Annotated in this window: 20 protein-coding genes and 2 tRNA genes; 8 read left to right on the top strand and 14 right to left on the bottom strand. The window is 47.1% G+C overall.

Annotated features, from left to right (window positions below):
• Nucleotides 1–6: 6 nt before the first annotated feature.
• From B7990_RS08200 to B7990_RS08180, 5 genes are all read right to left on the bottom strand, one after another.
• Nucleotides 7–79, bottom strand: a tRNA-Gly gene (locus B7990_RS08200).
• Nucleotides 80–269: 190 nt separating this feature from the next.
• A tRNA-Gly gene (locus B7990_RS08195) sits at nucleotides 270–342 on the bottom strand.
• Between the two features lie 247 nt (nucleotides 343–589).
• Nucleotides 590–2,131, bottom strand: a complete 1,542-nt coding sequence (putP, locus tag B7990_RS08190) for a sodium/proline symporter PutP (protein ID WP_088640490.1) — start codon at nucleotides 2,129–2,131, stop codon at nucleotides 590–592.
• Nucleotides 2,132–2,214: 83 nt separating this feature from the next.
• Nucleotides 2,215–2,937, bottom strand: coding sequence for an NAD(P)H-binding protein (locus B7990_RS08185; RefSeq protein WP_088640489.1), 723 nt, complete (start codon nucleotides 2,935–2,937; stop codon nucleotides 2,215–2,217).
• Nucleotides 2,937–4,022 (bottom strand): histidine phosphatase family protein, encoded by a 1,086-nt coding sequence (locus tag B7990_RS08180; protein ID WP_088640488.1) that lies wholly within the window; start codon nucleotides 4,020–4,022, stop codon nucleotides 2,937–2,939. Before B7990_RS08180 ends, B7990_RS08185 begins: the two co-directional genes overlap by 1 nt.
• Nucleotides 4,023–4,255: 233 nt before the next feature.
• On the opposite strand from B7990_RS08180, the gene B7990_RS08175 reads away from it, so the two are divergent.
• Together B7990_RS08175 and B7990_RS08170 are read left to right on the top strand one after the other, a co-directional pair.
• A complete protein-coding gene (locus B7990_RS08175; RefSeq protein WP_088640487.1) occupies nucleotides 4,256–4,879 on the top strand; it encodes a GNAT family N-acetyltransferase in 624 nt (207 codons plus the stop codon).
• 259 nt (nucleotides 4,880–5,138) lie between these two features.
• Complete coding sequence (locus B7990_RS08170; protein WP_088640486.1) at nucleotides 5,139–7,613, top strand: glycogen/starch/alpha-glucan phosphorylase; 2,475 nt, start codon at nucleotides 5,139–5,141, stop codon at nucleotides 7,611–7,613.
• 286 nt (nucleotides 7,614–7,899) lie between these two features.
• Here B7990_RS08170 and B7990_RS08165 read toward each other — a convergent pair whose 3' ends face one another.
• Nucleotides 7,900–8,859: a Gfo/Idh/MocA family protein gene (locus tag B7990_RS08165; RefSeq protein WP_088640485.1), complete on the bottom strand. Its 960-nt coding sequence runs from the start codon at nucleotides 8,857–8,859 to the stop codon at nucleotides 7,900–7,902.
• 23 nt (nucleotides 8,860–8,882) lie between these two features.
• Nucleotides 8,883–9,752 (bottom strand): sensor domain-containing diguanylate cyclase, encoded by an 870-nt coding sequence (locus B7990_RS08160; protein ID WP_088640484.1) that lies wholly within the window; start codon nucleotides 9,750–9,752, stop codon nucleotides 8,883–8,885.
• 143 nt (nucleotides 9,753–9,895) lie between these two features.
• On the opposite strand from B7990_RS08160, the gene ybaK reads away from it, so the two are divergent.
• Nucleotides 9,896–10,399, top strand: a complete 504-nt coding sequence (ybaK, locus tag B7990_RS08155) for a Cys-tRNA(Pro) deacylase (protein WP_088640483.1) — start codon at nucleotides 9,896–9,898, stop codon at nucleotides 10,397–10,399.
• An 86-nt stretch (nucleotides 10,400–10,485) separates the two neighbouring features.
• Nucleotides 10,486–11,460, top strand: coding sequence for a glycoside hydrolase family 16 protein (locus B7990_RS08150; protein ID WP_254917404.1), 975 nt, complete (start codon nucleotides 10,486–10,488; stop codon nucleotides 11,458–11,460).
• Between the two features lie 90 nt (nucleotides 11,461–11,550).
• Here the strand turns inward: B7990_RS08150 and B7990_RS08145 are convergent, their stop codons facing one another.
• Nucleotides 11,551–12,243 (bottom strand): 4'-phosphopantetheinyl transferase superfamily protein, encoded by a 693-nt coding sequence (locus B7990_RS08145; RefSeq protein ID WP_254917403.1) that lies wholly within the window; start codon nucleotides 12,241–12,243, stop codon nucleotides 11,551–11,553.
• Nucleotides 12,244–12,321: 78 nt separating this feature from the next.
• On the opposite strand from B7990_RS08145, the gene rd reads away from it, so the two are divergent.
• Nucleotides 12,322–12,483, top strand: coding sequence for a rubredoxin (gene rd / locus B7990_RS08140; protein WP_073423447.1), 162 nt, complete (start codon nucleotides 12,322–12,324; stop codon nucleotides 12,481–12,483).
• Nucleotides 12,484–12,524: 41 nt separating this feature from the next.
• Here rd and B7990_RS08135 read toward each other — a convergent pair whose 3' ends face one another.
• From B7990_RS08135 to B7990_RS08115, 5 genes are all read right to left on the bottom strand, one after another.
• Nucleotides 12,525–13,673: a GGDEF domain-containing protein gene (locus tag B7990_RS08135; RefSeq protein ID WP_088640482.1), complete on the bottom strand. Its 1,149-nt coding sequence runs from the start codon at nucleotides 13,671–13,673 to the stop codon at nucleotides 12,525–12,527.
• 191 nt (nucleotides 13,674–13,864) lie between these two features.
• A complete protein-coding gene (gene thrS / locus B7990_RS08130; protein WP_088640481.1) occupies nucleotides 13,865–15,802 on the bottom strand; it encodes a threonine--tRNA ligase in 1,938 nt (645 codons plus the stop codon).
• Nucleotides 15,803–15,927: 125 nt separating this feature from the next.
• Nucleotides 15,928–16,878, bottom strand: a complete 951-nt coding sequence (locus B7990_RS08125; RefSeq protein ID WP_141099241.1) for a hypothetical protein — start codon at nucleotides 16,876–16,878, stop codon at nucleotides 15,928–15,930.
• Nucleotides 16,879–16,926: 48 nt separating this feature from the next.
• Nucleotides 16,927–17,949, bottom strand: a complete 1,023-nt coding sequence (locus B7990_RS08120) for a hypothetical protein (RefSeq protein WP_176407251.1) — start codon at nucleotides 17,947–17,949, stop codon at nucleotides 16,927–16,929.
• The gene (locus B7990_RS08115) at nucleotides 17,874–18,701 is read right to left on the bottom strand and encodes a hypothetical protein (protein WP_254917402.1); all 828 of its coding nucleotides are present in this window, start codon (nucleotides 18,699–18,701) and stop codon (nucleotides 17,874–17,876) included. Before B7990_RS08115 ends, B7990_RS08120 begins: the two co-directional genes overlap by 76 nt.
• A 192-nt stretch (nucleotides 18,702–18,893) precedes the next feature.
• Between B7990_RS08115 and B7990_RS08110 the strand changes: the two genes are divergently transcribed.
• A complete protein-coding gene (locus B7990_RS08110) occupies nucleotides 18,894–19,379 on the top strand; it encodes a hypothetical protein (RefSeq protein ID WP_088640477.1) in 486 nt (161 codons plus the stop codon).
• 5 nt (nucleotides 19,380–19,384) lie between these two features.
• Here the strand turns inward: B7990_RS08110 and B7990_RS08105 are convergent, their stop codons facing one another.
• Nucleotides 19,385–20,320: a bile acid:sodium symporter family protein gene (locus tag B7990_RS08105; protein WP_088640476.1), complete on the bottom strand. Its 936-nt coding sequence runs from the start codon at nucleotides 20,318–20,320 to the stop codon at nucleotides 19,385–19,387.
• 173 nt (nucleotides 20,321–20,493) lie between these two features.
• On the opposite strand from B7990_RS08105, the gene B7990_RS08100 reads away from it, so the two are divergent.
• Both B7990_RS08100 and B7990_RS08095 read left to right on the top strand, forming a co-directional pair.
• Nucleotides 20,494–21,477, top strand: coding sequence for an acyltransferase (locus tag B7990_RS08100; RefSeq protein ID WP_088640475.1), 984 nt, complete (start codon nucleotides 20,494–20,496; stop codon nucleotides 21,475–21,477).
• Nucleotides 21,478–21,719: 242 nt separating this feature from the next.
• Nucleotides 21,720–22,325, top strand: a complete 606-nt coding sequence (locus B7990_RS08095) for a ribonuclease domain-containing protein (protein WP_088640474.1) — start codon at nucleotides 21,720–21,722, stop codon at nucleotides 22,323–22,325.
• The last annotated feature ends 31 nt before the right edge of the window (nucleotides 22,326–22,356 follow it).

The following is a 22,356-nucleotide window of genomic DNA, read 5'->3' as shown; positions in this document are numbered from 1 at the left end:
TTTTAGAGCGGGAAAAGGGACTCGGACCCTCGACCCCGACCTTGGCAAGGTCGTGCTCTACCAACTGAGCTATTCCCGCGAGGGTAGTCCATATATAGAAATAAAATTTGCAGTTATAAAGGGGTCTGGAACGAAAAAAGTGAAAAATTTTTCTGTTTATGGACGCGAACATGCATCTCGGTATTTAGTCGGCCCCTCTTCTCGGGCCCTCATCCAAATTACGATATAAAAAAAGAAAACCACCTTTGCAGGTGGTTTTTCTTTTTTAGAGCGGGAAAAGGGACTCGGACCCTCGACCCCGACCTTGGCAAGGTCGTGCTCTACCAACTGAGCTATTCCCGCGAGGGTGACCCAATTATAGAAATAAAAATTCCAATTGTAAAGGGTATAGGGTGAAAAAAAGTGATTTTTTTGAGATACGAAAAAGCCCCGCAAAAGCGGGGCTCAAACTCATAATCAAATCAATAATTACAGTTTCATATCGCTCAGGCGAGTGCTTTGTACTTTCGCTACGCTCAAGTACCAAATGCTAGGCTCGGAAATGTCAATGCAAGCATTGACGCTTCGCTCGCCTGACGCATTTGTCAACTTATAGTTTAATGTCAGAAAGTCTCGTGCTTTCCACGCGGTCAAATTCCAGCTGGATTTCTGCAGAGGGTTCCTTGGTCAAGAGGCTCACGACGACGATTGTCACGAAGGAAAGGATAAAGCCAGGCACGAGTTCGTAAATCTGGAAGATTTCGGCGGAGAAGCCGGAGAGGTAGAATTTCCAGATAAACGTTGTGAGGCCACCCACGAGCATACCGCTAATTGCGCCTGCGAGAGTCGTGCGCTTCCAGAAGAGAGCGAGCAACATAATCGGGCCAAAGGTCGCACCGAAGCCGCCCCAAGCAAAGCTCACGAGGCTCATCACCACGTCAAGGAAGCTCTTGCCGTGCTTCACGCCGTCGGCACTCGGAGCGCCCTGCATAGCGACAAGCACTGCGATAAGCGTAATCACAACGACAACGCCGCGGCTCACCCACATCACTTCCTTGTTGCTTGCGTTCTTGCGGAACAGGTGCTTGTAAAGGTCGTTACTGAATGCGGATGCAGACACGAGAAGCTGGGAGTCGGAGGTACTCATAATGGCTGCGAGAATGGCGGCCATGAGGATGGCGGCAATCGCCGGATGGCAAAGAGCCTGGCAAAGAACCATGAAAATACGTTCCGGGTCATCAACGGTGATGCCATGAGCCGTCACGTAATAGCGACCGAGGAGAGCAATCATCACGACTGCAGCAAGGCAGATAATCACCCAAGTCATGGCGATGCGGCGAGAATCCTTGATTTCTTCGGCGTTCTTGATGGACATAAAGCGCACGAGGATGTGCGGCATGCCAAAGTAGCCAAGGCCCCACGAGAGGCTAGAAATCAGCGCAATAAGGCCAATGGACTTGCCCGTCGTTGCGTTCGTGAAAAGGCTCATCAAGTACGGATTCTGGGCGTTCACAGCATCCATCGTCGAGGCAAAACCGCCCGAGCCGCTCATGATCATCACAGGAATCACGAGGACTGCGATAAGCATCATCGAAGCCTGGATAAAGTCAGTCCAGCACACCGCAAAGAAGCCGCCCATGAACGTGTAGCTCACCACCACGACAGCACCGAGGATAAGGCCCGTCGTGTAGCTCATGCCGAAAATCGTGCTGAAAAGCTTTGCACAAGCGACAAAGCCAGAGACCGTGTAGAACAAGAAGAACGCGAGAATGAAAATCGAGGCAATCACGCGGATGATGCCCTTATTGTCGCGGAAACGGTTCGAGAAAAAGTCCGGGAGTGTAATCGAGTCGCCGCAGAAATGGCTGTACTTGCGGAGCCTGCGACCGACAATTTTCCAGTTGAAGTACGTACCGATTACAAGGCCGATACCGATCCAAGCTTCGGAAAAACCGCTCACGAACACGGCGCCCGGGAGGCCCATCAGCATCCAGCCGCTCATGTCAGACGCCTGGGCGGACATGGCGACCACCCACTTGTTCATGCCACGGTTACCGAGGTAATAGGCGTTCAGGCTGTTCGCCTTGCGAGAGAAATACGCTCCGATGCCAAGCATCATCAGCAGATAAAGGATAAATACGACTAACGTCATGAGAACTCCTTATTGTTTTTATAAAAGTTAAAAATTTTCTTCTATAAAAAGGGGATGCCCGCTCGGAGGCGGGCATGACAGCATTATAATTCGCGAAGTTGGCGGTTATAGATAATGCGCTTGCCTTTTACACCATCGGTTGCGCAAACGTGGTCTACAGGAGGCTTGAGCAAGTTCGCCACAAGATGCGCGGCAACGGTTTTTGCACGCACCGGACGGAAATGCGCCGGAACCCATTCCGGGTGCGCCCCAAAAAGCTTTTGCATCAGCTCTTCGCCAAAGCGTTTGTCCTTGTGCTTCCCGAGGAGAAGCGACGGTCGCACGAGCGTAAGCGATTCAAAGCCCATCATCGTGAGGCCTTCTTCGAGTTGCCCCTTCAGGCGGTTATAGAAGAACGGCGAATGCGGATTTGCCCCCATCGCGCTAACACACAAAAAATGCTTGACGCCCTGACGCTTTGCAAGTGCCGCAAGCGTGAGCGGCAAACGCAAATCAACTTTTTCCTGGGCGGGCTTACTCCCCGCCTGCTTGAGCGTCGTCCCCAGGCAGCAAATCACAGCGTCGCAACCGGTCAAGTTATTGCAAACGCTAGATGCCCATTGCTCTTCGGGCCTTGCACTCAAAAGAGCATCAAAATCCACCGCCTCAAAATTGAACTTCGATACGCCATTAAAAATGCCCAGCGCATTCAAGTCTGGAACCGAACGCACCGGGCAATAAGCAGATTCTACGTCATCTAGACGGGAAAGCAGCTGAGCAACGCTCTTCCCGACAAGTCCTGTTGAACCAAGAAGAGCGACTTTCATTAGACACCTTCGTTGACTTCGTCTTTCGGACGCATCCAGCCCACTTCATCGCCGCGAACCGGGAGCGCCGTCACAACCCCAGCCTCGTCAACGATTACGGCAATACCCGAAAGGTAATTGACCCAATGATTGGTCTCTTCGTAAATTTTCAAGTCAATCGTCCTCTTGGAAACGAGAATGATAAGCGGAGCCACCAGCATGTCATGGCTAATAAGGACGCTAACACGCTTCCAATTCGGCATGTTCGCCACAACGACTTCGTTCACAAACTGGTTTCCGCGCTGGAAGAAATCGTGGAAATAAGCAGGAATGGTCGCAGCAACAATTTCGTTCGTGTACGGGACACCATAAGCATACTGGGCGATATATCTCGGGTTTCCACCACGCTTAGAAACAAGCGCATCCAGTGTATCCGAAGGAACTGTCAGGAAGTAGCTGCCATAAATGCCTTCGTCCCAAGTAACCACTTCCATATCTGTTTCGCCACGGCCAGTAGCAATATTTTCGGCCGTTGCACGAGTGCGCACAAAGTCCGTCGAAGCGTAATAGAAAGCTTCGTCGCCAGCAAGCTTCGTTCCGAGAGTCTGGGCCATCTGGATACCGATCGGTGTCAACGGGGAATTTTTACCCGTATTGTTCTTGGAACGCTTGGAATGGCGAAGTACAAACGCAATCTTGCTCGTCTTGGGCACAGCCTTGTAGATATCGCCAGCATCGTAGAAGCCATCGGCATCCGGGACAATTCCAAGAGCACCCGGAGTCGTTTCAAAAGTGTAGAATTCCGTGCCAGGCGGAATGGCGCCATCGCTTGAAGAAGTCACCGTAGAAGAATTAGCATCAGACGAACTTGCCGGAACGCCAGAATCTGCAACCGAAGAACTGGAAACGGGATTCGAAATATTTTCGCTAGAAGAGGACTGGGTATCGCCAGGCTCGCTTTGCGGCTGATCTGCACTAGACGAAGAAACAGCCCCCGTATTCGGAGCAAGGGGGATTGTGCTAGACGTATCGTCACCGCAACCGGCAAACATGCAAAGCCCGACAAAAAGGGCACTCACAACATACTTAGCGGAAATATTTTTCATTTTCAAAAATCCTTATATACTAACATTGAAATTTAGATTATTCCCCAAGATTTCCTCGTAAAAATTTCCTAAACACGGCAAAACTATGTATATTTAAGGCATCACTTTTATCAGAGGCTGGATGTTATCTAGTAAATATTGGTTCATTGTTTAGTGCCTTGGAAGACGAATGTTTTCAAGGCGGTCTTCCAAGGTGATTGTGCCGATTCACACAAAAATTTTGGAGATAAACAATGAAAAAATACAATATCCGCACGGAACAACCGCGCGACTTTAAAATCGTCGAAAATCTCACCCGAGAAGCATTCTGGAACGTCTATCGTCCCGGCTGCGTGGAGCATTTTGTCCTCCACCATTACAGGAACGACCCAAGCTTCATCCCGGAACTCTCGTTCGTCATGGAAGTTGACGGACAAATTATCGGGCACGTAATGTACGCGTGGTCGAAAATCGATGCCGACGACGGACGCAAAATCCGCATGATGACATTCGGGCCCATCAGCATCCATCCGGACTACAAGCGACAGGGCTACGGCAAGGCACTCCTCGACTATTCCATGGAACTCGCGCGCAAGATGGGAGCAGGTTGCCTGCTCATCGTCGGGAACATCGGATTCTACGGCAAGAGCGGATTCGTCCCCGCCTACACCAAAGGAATCCGCTACGCCGACGACCCGAACAGCGACGCGCCATACTTCTTGTGCAAGGAACTCGACGAGGGATTCTTGAACGGAGTGACGGGTTCGTACAAAGACCCCGAGGGCTACTTCGTGACCGAGCGAATGCCCGAAGAATTCGAGAAGTACGAAGCAAATTTTCCGCATAAAGAAAAGCTAGTACTCCCCGGACAACTGTAATCAAGCGCTTTCCCCGCAATAACAAGACGCGCGACGACGAGATGTGCGGCAACACAATTGGAATGCGTTGCGATGTTCCCGGGAATGCGCGGAAAACAGTAAAGGCAGCTCGCGAGAGGCGGGCTGCTTTTTTTGTTAAAAAATTACACTTCCTGAAAAGGCTTACAACCTAGGTTTACAGAATTAACGTATTGCAAATCTCGTAAAAATTTCTAAACTTTCCTTGGATTGAATAATCAACACCAGGCAGGTTAGATTTATGGCTAAAACTACCAAGAATGCAAGTGACATTACCGTGCTCGGTACCGATGCGGAAGCTTTCCGCAAAGCATTTACCGACCACATCCACCACACGCTCGCCCGCAGCAAATACACGGTGACGGACCACGAAAAGTTCCTCGCTGTGGCTTACGCCGTGCGTGATCGTCTTGTTGACCGTTGGATCAAGACGCAGAACACCTATTATGAAAAAGACGTCAAGCGCGTCTATTACCTCTCTCTCGAATTTTTGATTGGCCGTACGCTCGGCAACTCCGTGTTGAACCTCGACGTCGAAAGCGCCGTGACGGAAGCTCTTGACGAAATCGGCATGACGCTCGAAGAACTCCGCGAACAGGAAGTGGACGCAGGGCTTGGCAACGGCGGTCTTGGCCGCTTGGCAGCTTGCTTCCTCGACTCCATGGCTACGCTCGAGCTCCCGGCAACCGGTATGGGCATCCGTTACGAATACGGTATGTTCAGCCAGAAGATTGTGAACGGCGAACAGGAAGAACAGCCGGACAACTGGCTGCGTCTCCCGAACCCGTGGGAAATCGCCCGCCCGGCAAACGCTATCAAGGTGCCGTTCTACGGCTACGTGGTCAGCTGGATGGACGAAAACGGCCGCCTCCGCAACCGCTGGGAAACGAAGGACTACGTGATGGCCCTCCCGTACGATACGCCGATCCCGGGTTACAAGAACAACACTGTGAACAACCTCCGCCTCTGGAGCGCCAAGTCTGCTGACGACTTCGGTCTTAGCTACTTCAACAACGGTGACTACATCGCCGCTGTGCAGGACATGGAACTTTCCGAAACGATTTCCAAGGTCTTGTACCCGAACGACGCTTCCATGAACGGTAAGGAACTCCGCCTCAAGCAGCAGTACTTCCTCTGCTCGGCCTCCTTGCAGGACATCATCAAGCGCTTCAAGAAGCTCCACAACAACGACTGGAAGCTCTTCCCGGAAAAGGTCGCCATCCAGTTGAACGATACGCACCCGGCAATCTCTATCGCCGAAATGATGCGCATCCTCCTCGACATTGAAAACCTCGAATGGGACGAAGCTTGGGACATCGTGACTCACACGTTCGCTTATACGAACCACACGCTCATGCCGGAAGCTCTTGAAAAGTGGCCGGTAAGCTTGTTCGAAAAGCTCTTGCCGCGTCACCTCCAGATCATTTACGAAATCAATGCTCGCTTCCTCCGCATGGTTTCCATGAAGTGGCCTGGCGACAATGCTCGTCTCGCCCGCATGAGCCTTATCGAAGAAGGTGGCTGCAAGATGGTCCGCATGGCATACCTCTCCATCGTGGGTTCGTTTGCTGTGAACGGCGTGGCAGCACTCCACTCCGACCTTTTGAAGACGACGCTCTTCAAGGACTTCTACGAACTGTGGCCTGAAAAGTTCAACAACAAAACGAACGGCGTGACACCGCGTCGTTGGGTCCGCAAGGCTAACCCGGCTATGTCCGAACTCATCTCTTCTAAGATTGGTGAATCCTGGGTCAAGGATTTGGACGATTTGAAAAAGCTCGAAAAGTTCGCCAAGGACGCCGATTTCCAGAAGAAATTCATGGAAGTCAAGAAGCAGAACAAGGAACGCCTTGCCAAGTACCTCAAGGCAACGCAGAATGTCGATGTCGACACGAACACGTTCTTCGACGTGCAGGTCAAGCGTATTCACGAATACAAGCGCCAGCTCTTGAACATCCTCCATGCCATCCACCTTTACATCCAGGTGAAGGACGGCAAGGAAATCATGCCGCGCACCATCATGATCGGTGGTAAGTCCGCTCCGGGTTACTGGATGGCTAAGCAGATTATCCGTCTTGCTAACGCTGTCGCATCCATCATCGACGCTGATCCGGATTGCAAGGGCAAGCTCAAAATGGTGTTCCTCGAGAACTACCGCGTGTCCTTCGCCGAAAAGATCATCCCGGCCGCAGACCTTTCCGAACAGATTTCTACCGCCGGTACCGAAGCTTCTGGTACGGGCAACATGAAGTTTGCTTTGAACGGTGCTCTCACGATTGGTACGCTCGACGGCGCTAACGTGGAAATGAAGGAAGAAGTCGGTGACGACAACATCTTCATCTTCGGTCTCACCGTTGAAGAAGTGACGGACCTCCTCGCTAAGGGTTACCGTCCGCGCGACTTCTACGAGCATGACGACGATCTCCGCCGCGTGATTGACCTCATCGCTTCTGGCTTCTTCAGCCCGGATCATCCGGAAACCTTCAAGCACATTGCAGAAAAGCTCTTGTCGCATGACCCGTACATGCTCTGCGCAGACTTCCGCAGCTATGTGGATATGCAGAAGAAGGTTGCCGATGCTTACCAAGACAAGAAGCACTGGGCAGAAATGGCAATCCTCAACGTCGCTCGCATGGGCAAGTTCAGCTCCGACCGTACCATCAAGCAGTACGCCGAAGAAATCTGGAATGCCAAGCCGTGCAGCATTAAGCTGTAGTTAGTAGGCAGTAGACAGTAGGCAGTGATTAGTAAAATAATCACAGCTTCGCTGTCTGACTAACCAAAAAGTTCGCGATGAAAGTCGCGGACTTTTTTTATTAAAAAATAACTGGATCCTGCTTCTTCGAACCTAATTCAACTAAGGCAACAAAAGCATACAAGGCGAATGCCGCGACAGGCTGCTTGCAGACTGGCATGGTTGAGCCGAAGTCGCGGATGCCAAAGGCATCAACTTGCCAAGTTTCATATATCACATTCGTTCAGGATGACGCTGTAGCTGTTGCTTAGGACGACGCGGTGGTAATTGTCGCGAGCTTGACGGCGTTCGCGGCGCATTGCGCGGCTCGCCTCCCCCATTCAGAACAGGCGCCAGCCATCAGCTTCAAGAAGAATTTGTGCTCATTTTCGAGCGAATCTGAGATGTGGACGACCTCGCCATTTTCGTTATGCGGTGCAAGACTCACCGAGTAATCGCATGATGAGCTACCATCGTCGTTCACGAATTCCACAGAAATTGTCCGCACATCGATATCGCTATTGCGGTCCACGATGAAGTCGAATTCAGCCCCAGCATGGGCGCCTTTCGCAACATTTATTTGCATTTTCGCACGGTCCTCGTTTTTTGAAACCGTGAACTTTTCCACTTTCAAATCTTCATAGCGGAACATCGAAAGGCAAAGGCTCAAGTCATGCACCAGCAAATCGAGCGCCACGTTCACATCGCGGCAACGCGCAGAATACTTGTGTTCGCGACGGAATTCCAAACGGAACGACGAATTTGCAGCAATCCCAACATGCGTGGCATCTCGAAAAATGCAGGCGGCACTCCCGGCAGTTCCGATTTCATTCATAAAATGTTTGCGGAAATTCAAGAATACCGAATTAAAGCATTCCGACTGCGCCACAAATAAAATCACATTATTGCGATTTGCCAAATCCACCAATTCTTGCGCCTGTTCGCCAAGCGTTGCTAGCGGTTTTTCAACAAATACGGAGATTCCACGTTCCAAACAAAGCTTTGCATACTGGTAATGCGTTGTTGCCGGAGACGCAATCACGGCAAAGTCTATCTTTTCGTTTGATACAAATTCATCAACAAGCGAAGTTTTTAAATTCCCTGCGTCATCCAAATCTTCCAAGTCAAAAATTTTTAGGAACTGTACACCGGAATATTCAAAAAACCGGCGATGGCGCTCACCCATCGTTCCATTGCCAAACAATACAGCCTTGTATTTTCTATTCATGAATAATATATAAACCCAAAAATTTATTCATTCGTCTCTGAGTACTTGATACTTTTTTCCATATACATTCGTTTGTCCGCAGTTTCCATAGCTTGCATAAAGCTGAGCGATGGCGACGGTATTTCACAAGAACCAAACGAAACGCAAATCGGCTTGCCCTTCAAGAGAAGTGCCCGAGACATTTCATTCATGTTGTCAATATATTTTTTGCACTCTTCTTGCGTTGTATTCGGGAGCACAAGGAAAAATTCGTCCCCGCCCACTCGGAACATCACTGCATTTTCAGGAAGCGTCACGCGGAACAGCGATGCCGTCAGGCGAATCAGTTCATCACCGATGGCATGTCCGTACGTATCGTTCGTTTTCTTTAAACCGTCGCAGTCCGCAGAAATCACGCACATCGGGCACATTTCCGGCTTAATGGGATTTACAATCCATTCCTCAAAATAATTTCGGTTGTATAAGCCCGTGAGCATATCAGTGTGGGCATACTTTTCAAGTTTCTTTTCAAGTAGAACCTTTTCTGTGACATTGTTGATAAGGCCAACAATGCCAATGATATTGCCATCATCATCGCGAACAGGATTCTTGATAAGCTCCAAATATTCAGTCACGCCATCTTGATTGATTTCGATAACATAACTCGTACCCTTGCCAGTACGAATAATTTCACGATCCTGTTCCATCGCGAGTTTCGCATTCTCTTTATCCTTGCGAATTTCCAGATCTGTCTTGCCAGCAATGTCCCATGAAGGATCGTCTGCACCTTGCAAATGACGCCAATAATGTGTTGAAAAAACGTAACGGCATTCAGTATCCTTGAAAAAAATATTCGACGGAATTTCCTTCAAGATCCTCTTGAAGAGGTCATAATCAATCTTCATCAATTCCATAGAATACTCCTTCTCCACCGAAACACCATACAACCATACTTTTTAATTTAGCATTCACTTTGGTCTATTGCAACTGGTCCCGCTAAAGATTTATATTTGAAAATGGAATATTCAAGAGTTCAAGACCCGCTATAGAGGTTTATATGGAAATAAAGAAGACAAACGCTGCACGCATTTTGGACAGACAAAAAATTTCATACGAACTCATCCCGTACAAGGTTGATGAAAACGATCTTGGAGCACAGCACGTGGCCGACAGCCTCGGCGAAGACATCAACCAGGTTTTCAAGACAATTCTCGTACACGGAGACAAAATCGGATACCTGATTTGCGTTGTGCCGGGCAATCTCGAAGTTGACCTGAAGGGAGCCGCCAAGGTGAGCGGCAACAAGAAAATCGATACCGTTCCGCTCAAGGATTTAACCCCGCTAACAGGCTATATTCGTGGCGGCTGCAGCCCGCTCGGACTCAAAAAGAACTTCCCTATTTTCATTCACGAGACGGCAATGCAGTTCCCGTACATTTACGTGAGCGCAGGCGAACGCGGTTTGCAGTTGAAAGTGGCACCGGCTGACTTGATCAAGGCAACGCGAGCCACAGTTGGCGTGATTGCACGAGTCCACCCAGAAGATCCGGACGCAAAGTAATCAACAACAAAGGATGGTTTGGTTTTATGGTTTGTGAGTTCAAAAATATCCGTTTGGGCATTGCCGCAATTGGGTGTGCCGTATCAATGGTTTGGTTGGCAGCATGTTCTGGGGACAAAATTTGCGAGCCACCCATTCCCGCCGAAAGTTCCGCGGAGTCCTCCTCATCCGTCATTCTGAGTGGCGACAGCCGCGATGATTCGGCTGGCTCATCAACCAAATCCAGTGACTCTAGGAATTCCTCAAGCAGCGCGGCAGGTCAATCTTCGAGCAGTTCTGAAACGGTTTCCTCAAGCAGCTCGGAAACAATTTCTTCAAGCAACGCCGAACCCGTAGCACAATACCTCTGGCATGATGAATTCGACGGCGAGACAATTGACACAAGCAAATGGACTTTCGAAATCGGAACGGGCGCAGGCGGCTGGGGCAACAACGAATGGGAATACTACACAAGCCGTAAAGAGAACGCCTACGTCAAGGACGGCGTCTTGCATATCCGCGCCCAGAAAGAAAATTACGAAGGGCAAAAGTACACCTCCGCACGTATGCTCACCAAAGGCAAGTTTGCATTCAAGTACGGCACGGTAGAAGCCCGCATCGCACTCCCGACCGGCAAGGGAATCTGGCCAGCATTCTGGATGCTCGGCGAGAACTTCGATACCGTCGGATGGCCCGCCTGCGGTGAAATCGACATCATCGAAGCGGTCAACAGTGAAAACAAAATCTACGGAACAAACCACTGGGCTAACGGTTCCGAATACGCTACCTACGGCAACAACACTGGCGACTACCGCAACCAGAAATTCGAACTCGACATCACGCAATTTCACACGTACAAATTCACGTGGGACGAGAAGTACATCCGCATGTTCGTCGATGACTTCATGTACCACGAAATTCTAATTGAAGGCAACGAGGGCGACACCGAAGAATTCCACAAGCCGTTCTTCTTCTTGCTGAATGTCGCCGTAGCAGGCAACTGGCCCGGCTTTGAAGTAGACGATTCGCAGTTCCCGAACGAAATGCTCGTCGATTATATTAGAGTAGGAAGTAGACGGTAAGAAGTAGACAGTAGGCAGTGGTTAGTAGGCTGAAGGGCGTTTGTTGAGACGTCATCCTGAATAGCGTAACGACGAAGGATCCAGTTATTTTTACAATAAAGATTTTAGATTCATGCACCTTACTTCTTGAGGTGCATTTTTGCATTCATTCTTGATGCAATAGGCATAGCGGTAGCCGTCGTGCAAGTCGATTTCTCGGAAAGAATATTCCGGGCGATCGCCATCGTGAAACAGCGAAACATTTTCATTCTCGTCCATGTGTAGCGCAAACATATCCGGCATAAGCGACAAGCCGCGACCCGTCACTTTCATATAACATTCCTTGAGCGTCCACAGCCTGTAAAACGCCTCGGACTGCGCATCGAGCGTTTCGAAATGTTTGATCCATGCAGATTCCTCGGGCTTGAAAAAACGCTCGGCAAGCTTGCCCCGGTCGCCCTTGATCATTTCCACATCGCAGCCGACTTCGAATGGCGAAATCACGCACATCACGCGCTCGCCCGAATGAGACAAGTTAAAATGCACATCCGTGAAATCAGCCAAATACGGCTTGCCGTTTTCGCCATACGCAATATGATTGTCAGCCCCATCAAACCCGGCATCGCGACACGCCATCTGGAGCAAAAGCCCAACGCCAAGCGACTGCATTTTGCCTTTAGGGAACTTAAACGACATTGCCTTTTTTTGGCGGTATTCGGGAACTTGCCCCAAAAAACGCTCAAAAACGGACGTTTCTTTCAACGCAGAAATATCGGCAATATAAACACGGATCGTTTCAATCACAAAAAAAATATAAAAAACTGACTTTTCGACTTTTATTTATATAGTTTAAAAAAAGCACAATTAAGCAAGGAGAATTTTATGGCAAAATACAAGTGCGAAGCCTGTGGTTACATCTACGACCCCGCTGTAGGCGATCCGGACAACGGCATTGCGCCGGGCACAGCTTTTGAAGACCTTCCAGACGATTGGACATGCCCCATTTGCGGTGTCGGCAAGGACATGTTCGTCAAGGAAGAATAAATTCCGCTAAGTTTTCGCCGGGTTCAAACACCCGGCATTTTTTATCGGCGACGGCGGCGATCATTAGCGCTTGCTTCGTAATACGCCTTTTTGTCTTCGTACATGCGCTTATCGATGATTTCCAGAATTTCATCAAGGTTATTCTGCTTCAAATCAAAGATACCCATGCCAATCGAAGCCGACAGCTTGTATTTCTTGATGCGTTTCTTGTTGAAGTCAGCCAACTTTTGCTTGATCTTATCACGATAAGAAGCCGCAACCTGTTCATTGTCCGTATTTATAACAATAACAAATTCGTCACCAGCATAGCGAACCGCAGTACCGTGCGACTCCACGGTTTCACGCAAAATTTCAGCCATCGAGAACAAAGCGTCATCGCCCTGGGAATGGCCTAAATTATCATTGATGCTCTTAAAGCCATTCATATCAATCATCATCATTGCAATTTTGTTACTGCGCTTCAGGGTTCCCGAAATTCTATCCAAATAATAGCGGTTGAAAAGTCTAGTTAATTTGTCAATAAATATATTCTCATTTTGCAGCGCAAGCATAAGGCTTGTAAAGCCAACGGCAATACCAACCCATACAGTCGATATTCCATAGAAAAAGTTTTGCAGGCACACGCAAATAAATATAGGCCACACAAATTGCAATACCGGGAAAAATTTAACACCGCCGCTACGCGCTCTACCAATCAAGTAAATAATTACACCATCGATCATGAAAGCAACTTCCATCAGGTTATTCACCATAAATAGCGGACCGCGAGAATACACGTTTGTCTCGCTAATTCTAAAGACAACCGGATAAAAGAAATTGGCAATCAATAATGCAAACACAAGACCGGAAATGGAAGTCATCAAGACGCACTGGAAGCGCGACACATTTCCATAAATATGACGGGAAACAAGCATCACCCAAAGCGGGCCGATCACTAAATTTGCAAAAAACAGAACAAAGTTCGAGACATAGCTGAGTCCACGGAACAATTCACCGGGACGATTATCCACAGCAAAAGACGCCGCATCAGCAACGCACGCGCAAACAATAAGCAACATGATTCCGAGAAGCAGCCGGTCTTCTTTATTTTTCTTTTGTAATTTCCAGGCGCCACTCCAAATAGCACCAAGAATCAAAAAGAGACCCAACATATCGGCAATATAAATTTCAACCAAATGGACTTCTTGCATAAGTTACCCAGCAAAGAGAAGATATCATTCAAGTTATAATAATTTCACAGTACTCTCAAGGAGTAAAATGCATTTTTACGATATATATGGCATAGATGCAAAAAGTTGACAAAAAAAACGTAGGCTCAAAGGAACCTACGCTTAAATTTTATGGAGATTCCCGCTCAGCGGCGGGAATGACAAGCCATTGATTAACGGACGACCTTGCGGTCTTCGGCGGTCATGTCGATGAATGCCTTGACACTCATCTGGCCCTTGTCGCCGTCCTTACGCTTACGGACAGAAACGAGACCTTCAGCAGCTTCCTTCTCGCCTACAATGAGGAGATACGGAACCTTCTGGAGTTCGCACTGGCGGATCTTGTAACCCAGCTTTTCGTTGGATTCGTCGATTTCAGTACGCACGCCGGCAGCCACGAGTTCGTCCTGCACCTTCTTGGCGTAGTCCACGAACTTTTCAGAAATCGGGAGCACGCGGGCCTGAACTGGAGCGAGCCACAGCGGGAAGTCGCCCATGAATTCTTCGATCAAGATGCCGAGGAAGCGTTCGATGGAACCGACAGCAGCACGGTGCAACATCACCGGAATGTGTTTCTGGTTGTCCTTGCCGACATATTCAGCACCGAGGCGCTGCGGCAAGTTGAAGTCCACCTGGATGGTACCGCACTGCCAATCACGACCGAGGGAGTCCTTCAGCGTGAATTCGAGCTTCGGGCCGTAGAAGGCACCTTCGCCCGGGTTCAGCACGTAGTCAAGACCAGCGAGCTTTGTTGCTTCGGCGAGAGCGGCTTCAGCCTTGTCCCAGATTTCGTCAGAACCCACACGCTTTGCCGGGCGGGTAGAGAACTTCACCTTCACATCGTCGAATCCGAAGTCGTGGTAGATTTCCTTGACCAAGTGGCAGAAGTCAGCCACTTCGCTTGCAATCTGGTCTTCGGTGCAGAAGATATGAGCGTCGTCCTGCACAAAGCCACGCACACGCATAAGGCCGTGCATCGTACCGGCAGGTTCGTAACGGTGGCACTTACCGAATTCGGCAAGGCGCATCGGAAGGTCACGCCAGCTGCGGAGCTGAGAATTGAAAATCAAAATGTGGCACGGGCAGTTCATCGGCTTCACAGCCATTTCGACATCGCCAGCCATCGTCTTGAACATGTTTTCGTTGTACTTGTCAGCGTGTCCGGACTTGAGCCAAAGAACCTTGTTCACAATTTCCGGAGTGATCACTTCGAGGTAGCCACGATGGTCGATCTTGCCACGGATGTAATCCTTGAGGGCGTTCACCATCTTGGTGCCCTTCGGGTGCCAGAACACCATGCCAGGAGAATGGTCTTCGATGTGGTAGAGGTCCATTTCCTTGCCGATCTTGCGGTGGTCGCGCTTGGCGGCTTCTTCGAGCAACTTCACATAAGTTTCGAGACCTTCCTTGTCAGCAAAGCAGGTACCATAAACACGAGTGAGCTGGTCGCTCTTCTGGTCGCCGTGCCAGTAAGCGCCGGAAATCGAAAGCACCTTGAAAGCCTTAAGCTTGCCCGTAGAAGGCACGTGAGGACCGGCACAGAGGTCTTCCCAGTTCTTGCCCGGTTCGCCCGTTACATAAAAACTCAACTTGCCATCCGAACCTTCGCGAGCGAGAGCACGTTCAGCGTTATCGTGCTTGTACTTGTCGCCTTCCGTGCGAGCGAGACCTTCTTCGGCGCTAACTTCGCAACGAGTGAACGGACGGTCTTCCTTGATGATTTCCTTCATCCGCTTTTCAATCTTCGGGAAGTCTTCTTCCTTGAGCGGAGTCGGTGTCATCAAATCGTAGTAGAAACCCTTGTCGATTGCCGGACCGTAAGCGAGCTTTGTGCCCGGGAACAAGTCGCAGATGGCTTCGGCGAGCACGTGGCTGCAGCTGTGACGGAGGAGCATCAATGCATCCGGATCGTCATTGCTCGGAGTGATGATGCGGATGGAACCGCTTTCGGTGAGCGGACGGGTAAGGTCCAAAACCTTTTCGCCGAGTTTAACGCCAAGAGCCTTGCGTGCGAGGCCTTCAGAAATGCTCTTTGCAATTTCGAGGCCGGTGGTGCCCGATGCTACGGAACGTACGGAGCCATCGGGGAAGGTAAGTTCGATTTGAGACATAAATAATCCTTTTTGTGGGCGGTTCTCGCCCGGTTCCCCAGAAATACGACATCTGGCGGTGAGGGCTAAGATAGAAAAAGACTATAAGTGTGGCTAGTGGAACTAATCCGCAAGGAACCAATAAATCAATGATAAATCCATGTGCTTATGGCTCGAACGTTCAATTCAGAATCCAGCAAGACATAACCATCATTGTTATATCCTTGTGCAAACAGGACAAAAACGGAATCCTTAGTATTCTTTGTTGAAACCTCATAACGATGAAACAAAGCTAGCGACGGAATACACATATAACCCCGAACACCCGTTTCTTCCGATACATTTTTGACAAACCCATTCTTTACAACAAACAATTCATTAGCCGTACTCGTCATATCACAATATGCCGAATCAATGAGCAGAGTCGTTGAGACTTCGCAAAATGTCATGCCATCCTGAAATGTGTATACAGGTTTTACAACAACATCTTTAGGCGTAGCTGCTCGCATTCCACTATCTAAATCCATCATTCTCTTTTTCTTAAGATACCGTTGGATAATTTTATCCTTAATTTCTTTTGAAACTGAATCGGCTGTCAATTTCGGGAGAATTTTTTCGACACGCGTCCCTTTAGGAACAGCCAACAACGGAGGATAGGTAGGGCCATCCCAAGTATATCGAGAATGAAGTGTAGAATCAAATTTAAGTTTGGTTTTTAAAGGCTTTGCTATAGAAACGAAACCTATTTCGCCACCATTTGTTGCATTTGATGTTTTTAAAGTTCCTGCATTGATATACTTTCCATCAGCATTAATGATTTGCCACGGATTTTTCATAATTTGATGAGAACAGGAGCTTGATTCAGATAAGACATCACTAAAACGACGCCCCTTCACTCGCGAATGGAATTTTTCAAATAAACAAGAACGAGTCCAACCAGAATCCGTCCGTACAAAAGCCAATCTGATTTCATCCTTAATTAGTTTTTGATAGGAATCTACTTCAACAAATCCAATTGCAGTCATCTCCTTGCTAACAGAGTTGACTGGTAGCAGAAACATTGTAAGCAGAAGGGCAAAAATCTTTGTGAAGTTCATAGCGTATAATAAATAAGTTAATTAAGATTTGAGTTGAGGCTAAGACGTTCAATGATAATTCCACGTACTTACAGCCCGAACATTCAATTCAGAATCCAGCAAGACATAGCCATCAAGATTATAGCCACCGGCAAAGAACACATATACGGTATCTTGCCATTTTTTCGTTGAAATGACATATCTATTGAAAAGGGTCATTGAGGTTGTAGTCGGACGGTCATCTGCCATTCCAGATGATTCCGTAAGATTTACAACTTTGCCATTCTTTACAGCCATCAATTCCATTTCGTCATCCAAAATGCCACAACCAGAAGTATCCGGGATAAGCACTTCGTAAAAGGATACGTTGTCCTTATACCCTACTAACGGTTTAATAACGACATCGCTTGCATTTGCGTTTCTTTCAAAGATAAGCGTTTCGTTAGAATCACATTTGCCAACAGTCCGCTTCTTTCTAAAGTATTGTTTTACAAGTTTGTCCTTTATATTCTGTTCAACAGAACCGTTCATCGCAACTGGTTCTATTTTTTCGACATTCGTTCCGAGCGGAACAGCAAGCAACGGGAGCATTCCATTCCCCATCCATGTTTTTCGGGAGTGGTTTGAAGAATCGAATTGAATTTTATTTTCTAGCGAACGGGAACTTTTCGTAAGTCCGATTTCACTCCATTTGCGACGTTTAAACTTCAATGTTCCCGCATCAACGCGTTTGCCATCGGCATCAATCACTTGCCATGATTGCTTCATGATTTTATGCGAACAGGACTTTATATTTTTTAAATTTCCACCTACTTCATCGCCTTCGGAAAAATCACACGATGGGAACCACCCTTTATCATTCCGAACAAACGCCAAACGGATACAATTTCCATCAAGATCAAAAGCCTTTTTATCTTCCACAAAACCAATCGCCGTAAGATCATTTGCAACAGCAAATAAAGGCAAAAGCAAAACGAACAGACAAATAAAAAAACGCTGTTTCATACCACTTAACATCACTCTCTTTTGATCGTCGTTGTAACCTTTAGCGTATCGGCTTTGCTGTAAGGAGTCTTGTATATCAATTTCCAAGTGAAAGAGCTATCCTTCAAAGACAATACGTCCATCGCATAAAAATGACGTTCTGGAGGTGCGGGCAAGTTCGTGTATTTAGGATTTCCGCAATAAGTTGGATAATTGTCGCAATAACATTTATAGTGCGGAATCGCACGCCCCCCAAAATCAGGACATAAAATAGAAAGCTTTGCTGGTTCCGTTTTGAGATTCGAATTTAAAGAATCTTTGCGTTCGTTTTTTGTTTTTGACTTTGCAGTTTTTGGGGAGTCTTTTTTCTTTCCTGTCTCATAAAAAAATACACCACTAGGCAAATCAATAGCAGTCAACTCATAAGGAGACGAGAATGTTTTTGAATGAGAACAAGGGAATGTTTCCTTTACCGAATCAAATTGTTTTTTAAAATAAGCGGTGTCAAATTCTGCATATATTGGACGAGGAATATAACTCGTTTTCTTAAAAAGACCAAAATTTAAATTTATGTAAGCCGTATCTTGATACGTATTTGTGTCCGGTCTATATTTTTGCGAAAGCGGATAGCCTCTTAATTTGTCGTCAGGACACAGTTTCGCATGACAGTGAAATTCATCCCCATTCATCTCGCAGTTAGAGGCTCGCCATACAGAAATTTCGCCCTTGTGATCTTTAATGCGATAATACACCAAAGCATTTTCAGGAATACGATTGCTATAGTACAGAAAGAACAGCGTTCCTGCAACCAAAATAAGCAAAATAGGTAATGCAATTTTCAAAACGAGCTTAAACTTCATATGGCATAACATACAAAAGTCAAACAGCAAGCGCAAGAGACTTCACAAATTCATTCGCCGTTTCACAAAAAAACAGCACTTGCTTTTCTCAAATTCTAATTGTATATTAAGTTTAGCACCAGAAACGGTGATGTTAATAGATCGCAATCCGCGCAAGCGGGGCGATCTTTTTTTCGTCTTAAGGAGAGGAAAATGAACAAAATCAAACTTGTAGGAATCCACACAGAAGGGGCTTTGCGCTTGTGGTATGGGCCAGAAACGAAAATCGGTGTTTTCGCGTCGAGAGATTTTGACGTGAACGACTATCGCTTGGAGCAATGGGCCGCAGAAATGGGGCGATTTCACCAATGCCTTGTAGGCACGTTCCATTCCGATGCGGAGCGTCGCATTTTGGATATTGCACTTGCGAACGGAGCGTTTGCGGTCTGGATTCGCGGATGCAGCCTCCCCCGCATTTATCGTGGCGCCGTGGAAAAAGCGATGGAAAACGACCACTTGCTTACACTTTCATGTTTTCACAGGCGACACCACAATGAAGCGACCGCACGTTATTGCATACAGTTGGCATCCTTGTGCACCAAAAAGCACACATTCTTTTTAAACGAAAACGATTCGCTGCTAGAATCTGTTTATCGCAAGGTTGCCAAGTTTCCTAACACGCAACTTTTCAGCAAATAAAAAAACTACTTGTCCCAGCGGCGGTAAACATTCGCGAGAATCGCGCCGGAAATGTTGTGCCATACGGAGAAAATGGCACCAGGAACAGTCGCCATAGCGAGTGACGAAAACGCCGTTGCCGCAAGGCTTGTAGCAAGCCCAGAATTCTGCATGCCGATTTCGATGGAAAGCGCTTTCGTTTTGGGAGTAGAGAAGCGCAGCAGCTTTCCGAGGCCAAAGCCACAGCCGTAACCAAGTAAATTGTGGAGAATCACCACCGCAAACACGATGGCGCCCGTGGAGAGAATCTTCGCCGCATTGTGCGAAACGACCGCAGCGACAATCATCGCAATAGCAATCACGGAAACGAGCGGCAAAACTTTAATTGCCCGCGCAGTCCATCTGCCAAAGAACTTATTTATAACAAATCCTAACGCAATCGGCACAAGCACAACCTTCACGATGGAAAGGAACATTGCCATCACATCGACGTTCACCGTCGTTCGGAGCAGCAAGTATGTAATCGCCGGAGTCAGCACAGGCGCAAGAAGCGTATTCACGCTCGTCATGCCGACAGAAAGCGCGACATCGCCCTTCGAGAGATAAGTAATGACGTTACTCGCAGTGCCTCCCGGGCAAGTGCCCACGAGAACCACGCCCGCCATTAAGGCAGCATCGAGTCCAAAGATCTTCGAAAGCAAAAAAGCAAGTACAGGCATCACCACAAACTGCGATGTGCAACCGAGGATGATTTCTTTAGGGCGCATGAACACCATCGCAAAATCGCTCAACTTGAGTGTAAGCCCCATGCCAAACATCACGACCATCAAGAGATAATTCACCCACGAAAGTTGGATCCAAAGTGTCGTACTCGGAGCAAATAAAGAGAGCGCCGCAATCGCAAGCACCACCACAGCCATCCACTTGCCAATAAATTCACTGATTTTTTCAAGAATACGCATCGCTAAACGTCCTAGCCAAAGCAAAAGTTTCGGGCATTCAAAGTGCAGCCCCAATGAATATAGAATATTTACAATTTTCACAAGAAAAATTGGCATCGTTATTTTGAAAAATCAAGTATATTAATAAGGTGAATAGCATACTCCAATTATTGTCAAAACACAGAAGTGGCATAATGGGCTTTGCCATATTATGGATTATGCTGTTTCATTTGCCTGTACCCACAGATTTAGCGTTTCTAGATTTTTTCAAGGCGCTCGGCTACGGCGGGGTCGATATTTTTCTATTTCTATCGGGATTTGGCTTGTATTTTTCCATGTCCCGAAAAAATTTTTCATTAAAGAAATACTACAAGAGCCGTTTCTTTCGAATTATCCCTGAATTCTGGCTTATCATTTGCATTGTCTTCTTGACACAAATGAATTTCAGCCTTAAAAGTTTCATCTTCCTGTTTTGCAGAGCAACAACATTGAGTTATTGGATGAAGCTGCAAGAAGAACTATGGTTTATCCCTTGTATCATTTTCTTATACATCATCTTTCCCGTTTATTTTAAGTTATTTAAAAAATACGGAACAAAAGTTTCTTTGTACTTCGTGTGCGCAGGCTTATCTCTTATTTTAATTTACGCTCTAACTTGCATATACTATTACAACAACAAAAATTTCGGGGGATTCATTATATTCACATACGCAAGGATCCCGATATTTTTCATAGGTGCTTATTTTGGGCACTTGGCAAAGGACGGGAGCAATATTGCCTTAAGCAAAAAACTAAAGACAATTGGACTCGTCTCTGCAATCATCGCCCTAATCATTTTACAATGTTTTATGATTTATTTTCCAAGAGAATTACATACCTGTTCTCTGGCGTATTTGCCTTACATCGTCATCACCCCCACCCTGTGCATAATCCTTGCAATGTTTTTTGAGAAATGGAAAGTTCTTGACAAAATATTTACCGTCATGGGGCTTTTATCTTTGGAACTGTACTTGTGCCACGTATACATCTACAAGCTTTTCTTTGTCTTTATAGATTACCTAGATAAAGATTCGTCAAACATTCTCATCATGCTTATTTCATTTGTAGCGGCGTACACATTATTTTTCATCAACAGAAAAATTTTCACAAGAAGAACAAACATTAGAATCAGGCCGTAGTTATGGCTTACCGCCAATGTTGTTTATTGCAATAAATAAATCATGCGGGCAGGGCCCCAGCTCAGAGTTGCGAAGGCCGCATGGCCCCCTCCCTGCACCCTCCCCATCCTTGGCCGACGCCTCCATACTCACGACGAACAATCATTATCCTCAAATTGCATGACTATTTATCTCGCATAGTTGAGGCAAGTGCATAAATGAGTTCATAAATTTCTGTTTAATCGTTTTATTACATTTAAAACATGAAATCTATTAAAGTTCTTTTTCTAGCAACTGCTGCTTGCTTTTTTGCAAGCGCATGTACAGTCTCTGCACCAGAAGACAACTGCAAAGAGGCCTCCTACGACAATATAATGTGTTATGAATATTCTCGCGACGATTGCGGGAATATTATTTGCGCACCACCGTCATCATCAGATTCAAAAAAAATTTCATCTAGTAGCACAGTTAAAAGTTCTTCCAGCGAAAAAAGTAAAACAATCCTTGAAGCAGTCCAGGAATCCGGCAAGTACACCACTCGCGATTCCGTGGCTGCATACTTGTGCAAATTCGACAAGTTGCCGACAAACTACGTCACGCAAAACGAGGGCAAATCACTCTACGAATCAAAAACAGGCAAAGCTTTTGACAAGTGGAATTTCAACCCGTGGACAACTATCGGCGTGATGATTGGTGGCGACAAATTTGCGAATAACGAAGGTCTTCTGCCCAAGGGAACATACCACGAAGCCGACATCGATTACTCGGCCAAGAATCGCGGTACAAAGCGCCTCGTCTATCAAAGCGACTGCGTCATTTACTACACAGCCGACCATTACGAATCTTTTAGCAAGCTAGAAATTCAGTAAATTTTCACAACGAACCCTACCCCATTTTTGA

This window comes from Fibrobacter sp. UWB4, assembly GCF_002210345.1.
Lineage (GTDB): Bacteria > Fibrobacterota > Fibrobacteria > Fibrobacterales > Fibrobacteraceae > Fibrobacter.
This window is presented reverse-complemented; position numbering and strand designations above follow the sequence as displayed.

Bases quoted from the DNA above. Each gene is read 5' to 3' on its own strand.
- putP (WP_088640490.1), bottom strand. From the start codon at position 2,131: ATGACGTTAGTCGTATTTATCCTTTATCTGCTGATGATGCTTGGCATC.
- B7990_RS08185 (WP_088640489.1), bottom strand. From the start codon at position 2,937: ATGAAAGTCGCTCTTCTTGGTTCAACAGGACTTGTCGGGAAGAGCGTT.
- B7990_RS08180 (WP_088640488.1), bottom strand. From the start codon at position 4,022: ATGAAAAATATTTCCGCTAAGTATGTTGTGAGTGCCCTTTTTGTCGGG.
- B7990_RS08175 (WP_088640487.1), top strand. From the start codon at position 4,256: ATGAAAAAATACAATATCCGCACGGAACAACCGCGCGACTTTAAAATC.
- B7990_RS08170 (WP_088640486.1), top strand. From the start codon at position 5,139: ATGGCTAAAACTACCAAGAATGCAAGTGACATTACCGTGCTCGGTACC.
- B7990_RS08165 (WP_088640485.1), bottom strand. From the start codon at position 8,859: ATGAATAGAAAATACAAGGCTGTATTGTTTGGCAATGGAACGATGGGT.
- B7990_RS08160 (WP_088640484.1), bottom strand. From the start codon at position 9,752: ATGGAATTGATGAAGATTGATTATGACCTCTTCAAGAGGATCTTGAAG.
- ybaK (WP_088640483.1), top strand. From the start codon at position 9,896: ATGGAAATAAAGAAGACAAACGCTGCACGCATTTTGGACAGACAAAAA.
- B7990_RS08150 (WP_254917404.1), top strand. From the start codon at position 10,486: ATGGTTTGGTTGGCAGCATGTTCTGGGGACAAAATTTGCGAGCCACCC.
- rd (WP_073423447.1), top strand. From the start codon at position 12,322: ATGGCAAAATACAAGTGCGAAGCCTGTGGTTACATCTACGACCCCGCT.
- B7990_RS08135 (WP_088640482.1), bottom strand. From the start codon at position 13,673: ATGCAAGAAGTCCATTTGGTTGAAATTTATATTGCCGATATGTTGGGT.
- thrS (WP_088640481.1), bottom strand. From the start codon at position 15,802: ATGTCTCAAATCGAACTTACCTTCCCCGATGGCTCCGTACGTTCCGTA.
- B7990_RS08125 (WP_141099241.1), bottom strand. From the start codon at position 16,878: ATGAACTTCACAAAGATTTTTGCCCTTCTGCTTACAATGTTTCTGCTA.
- B7990_RS08115 (WP_254917402.1), bottom strand. From the start codon at position 18,701: ATGAAGTTTAAGCTCGTTTTGAAAATTGCATTACCTATTTTGCTTATT.
- B7990_RS08110 (WP_088640477.1), top strand. From the start codon at position 18,894: ATGAACAAAATCAAACTTGTAGGAATCCACACAGAAGGGGCTTTGCGC.
- B7990_RS08105 (WP_088640476.1), bottom strand. From the start codon at position 20,320: ATGCGTATTCTTGAAAAAATCAGTGAATTTATTGGCAAGTGGATGGCT.
- B7990_RS08100 (WP_088640475.1), top strand. From the start codon at position 20,494: ATGGGCTTTGCCATATTATGGATTATGCTGTTTCATTTGCCTGTACCC.
- B7990_RS08095 (WP_088640474.1), top strand. From the start codon at position 21,720: ATGAAATCTATTAAAGTTCTTTTTCTAGCAACTGCTGCTTGCTTTTTT.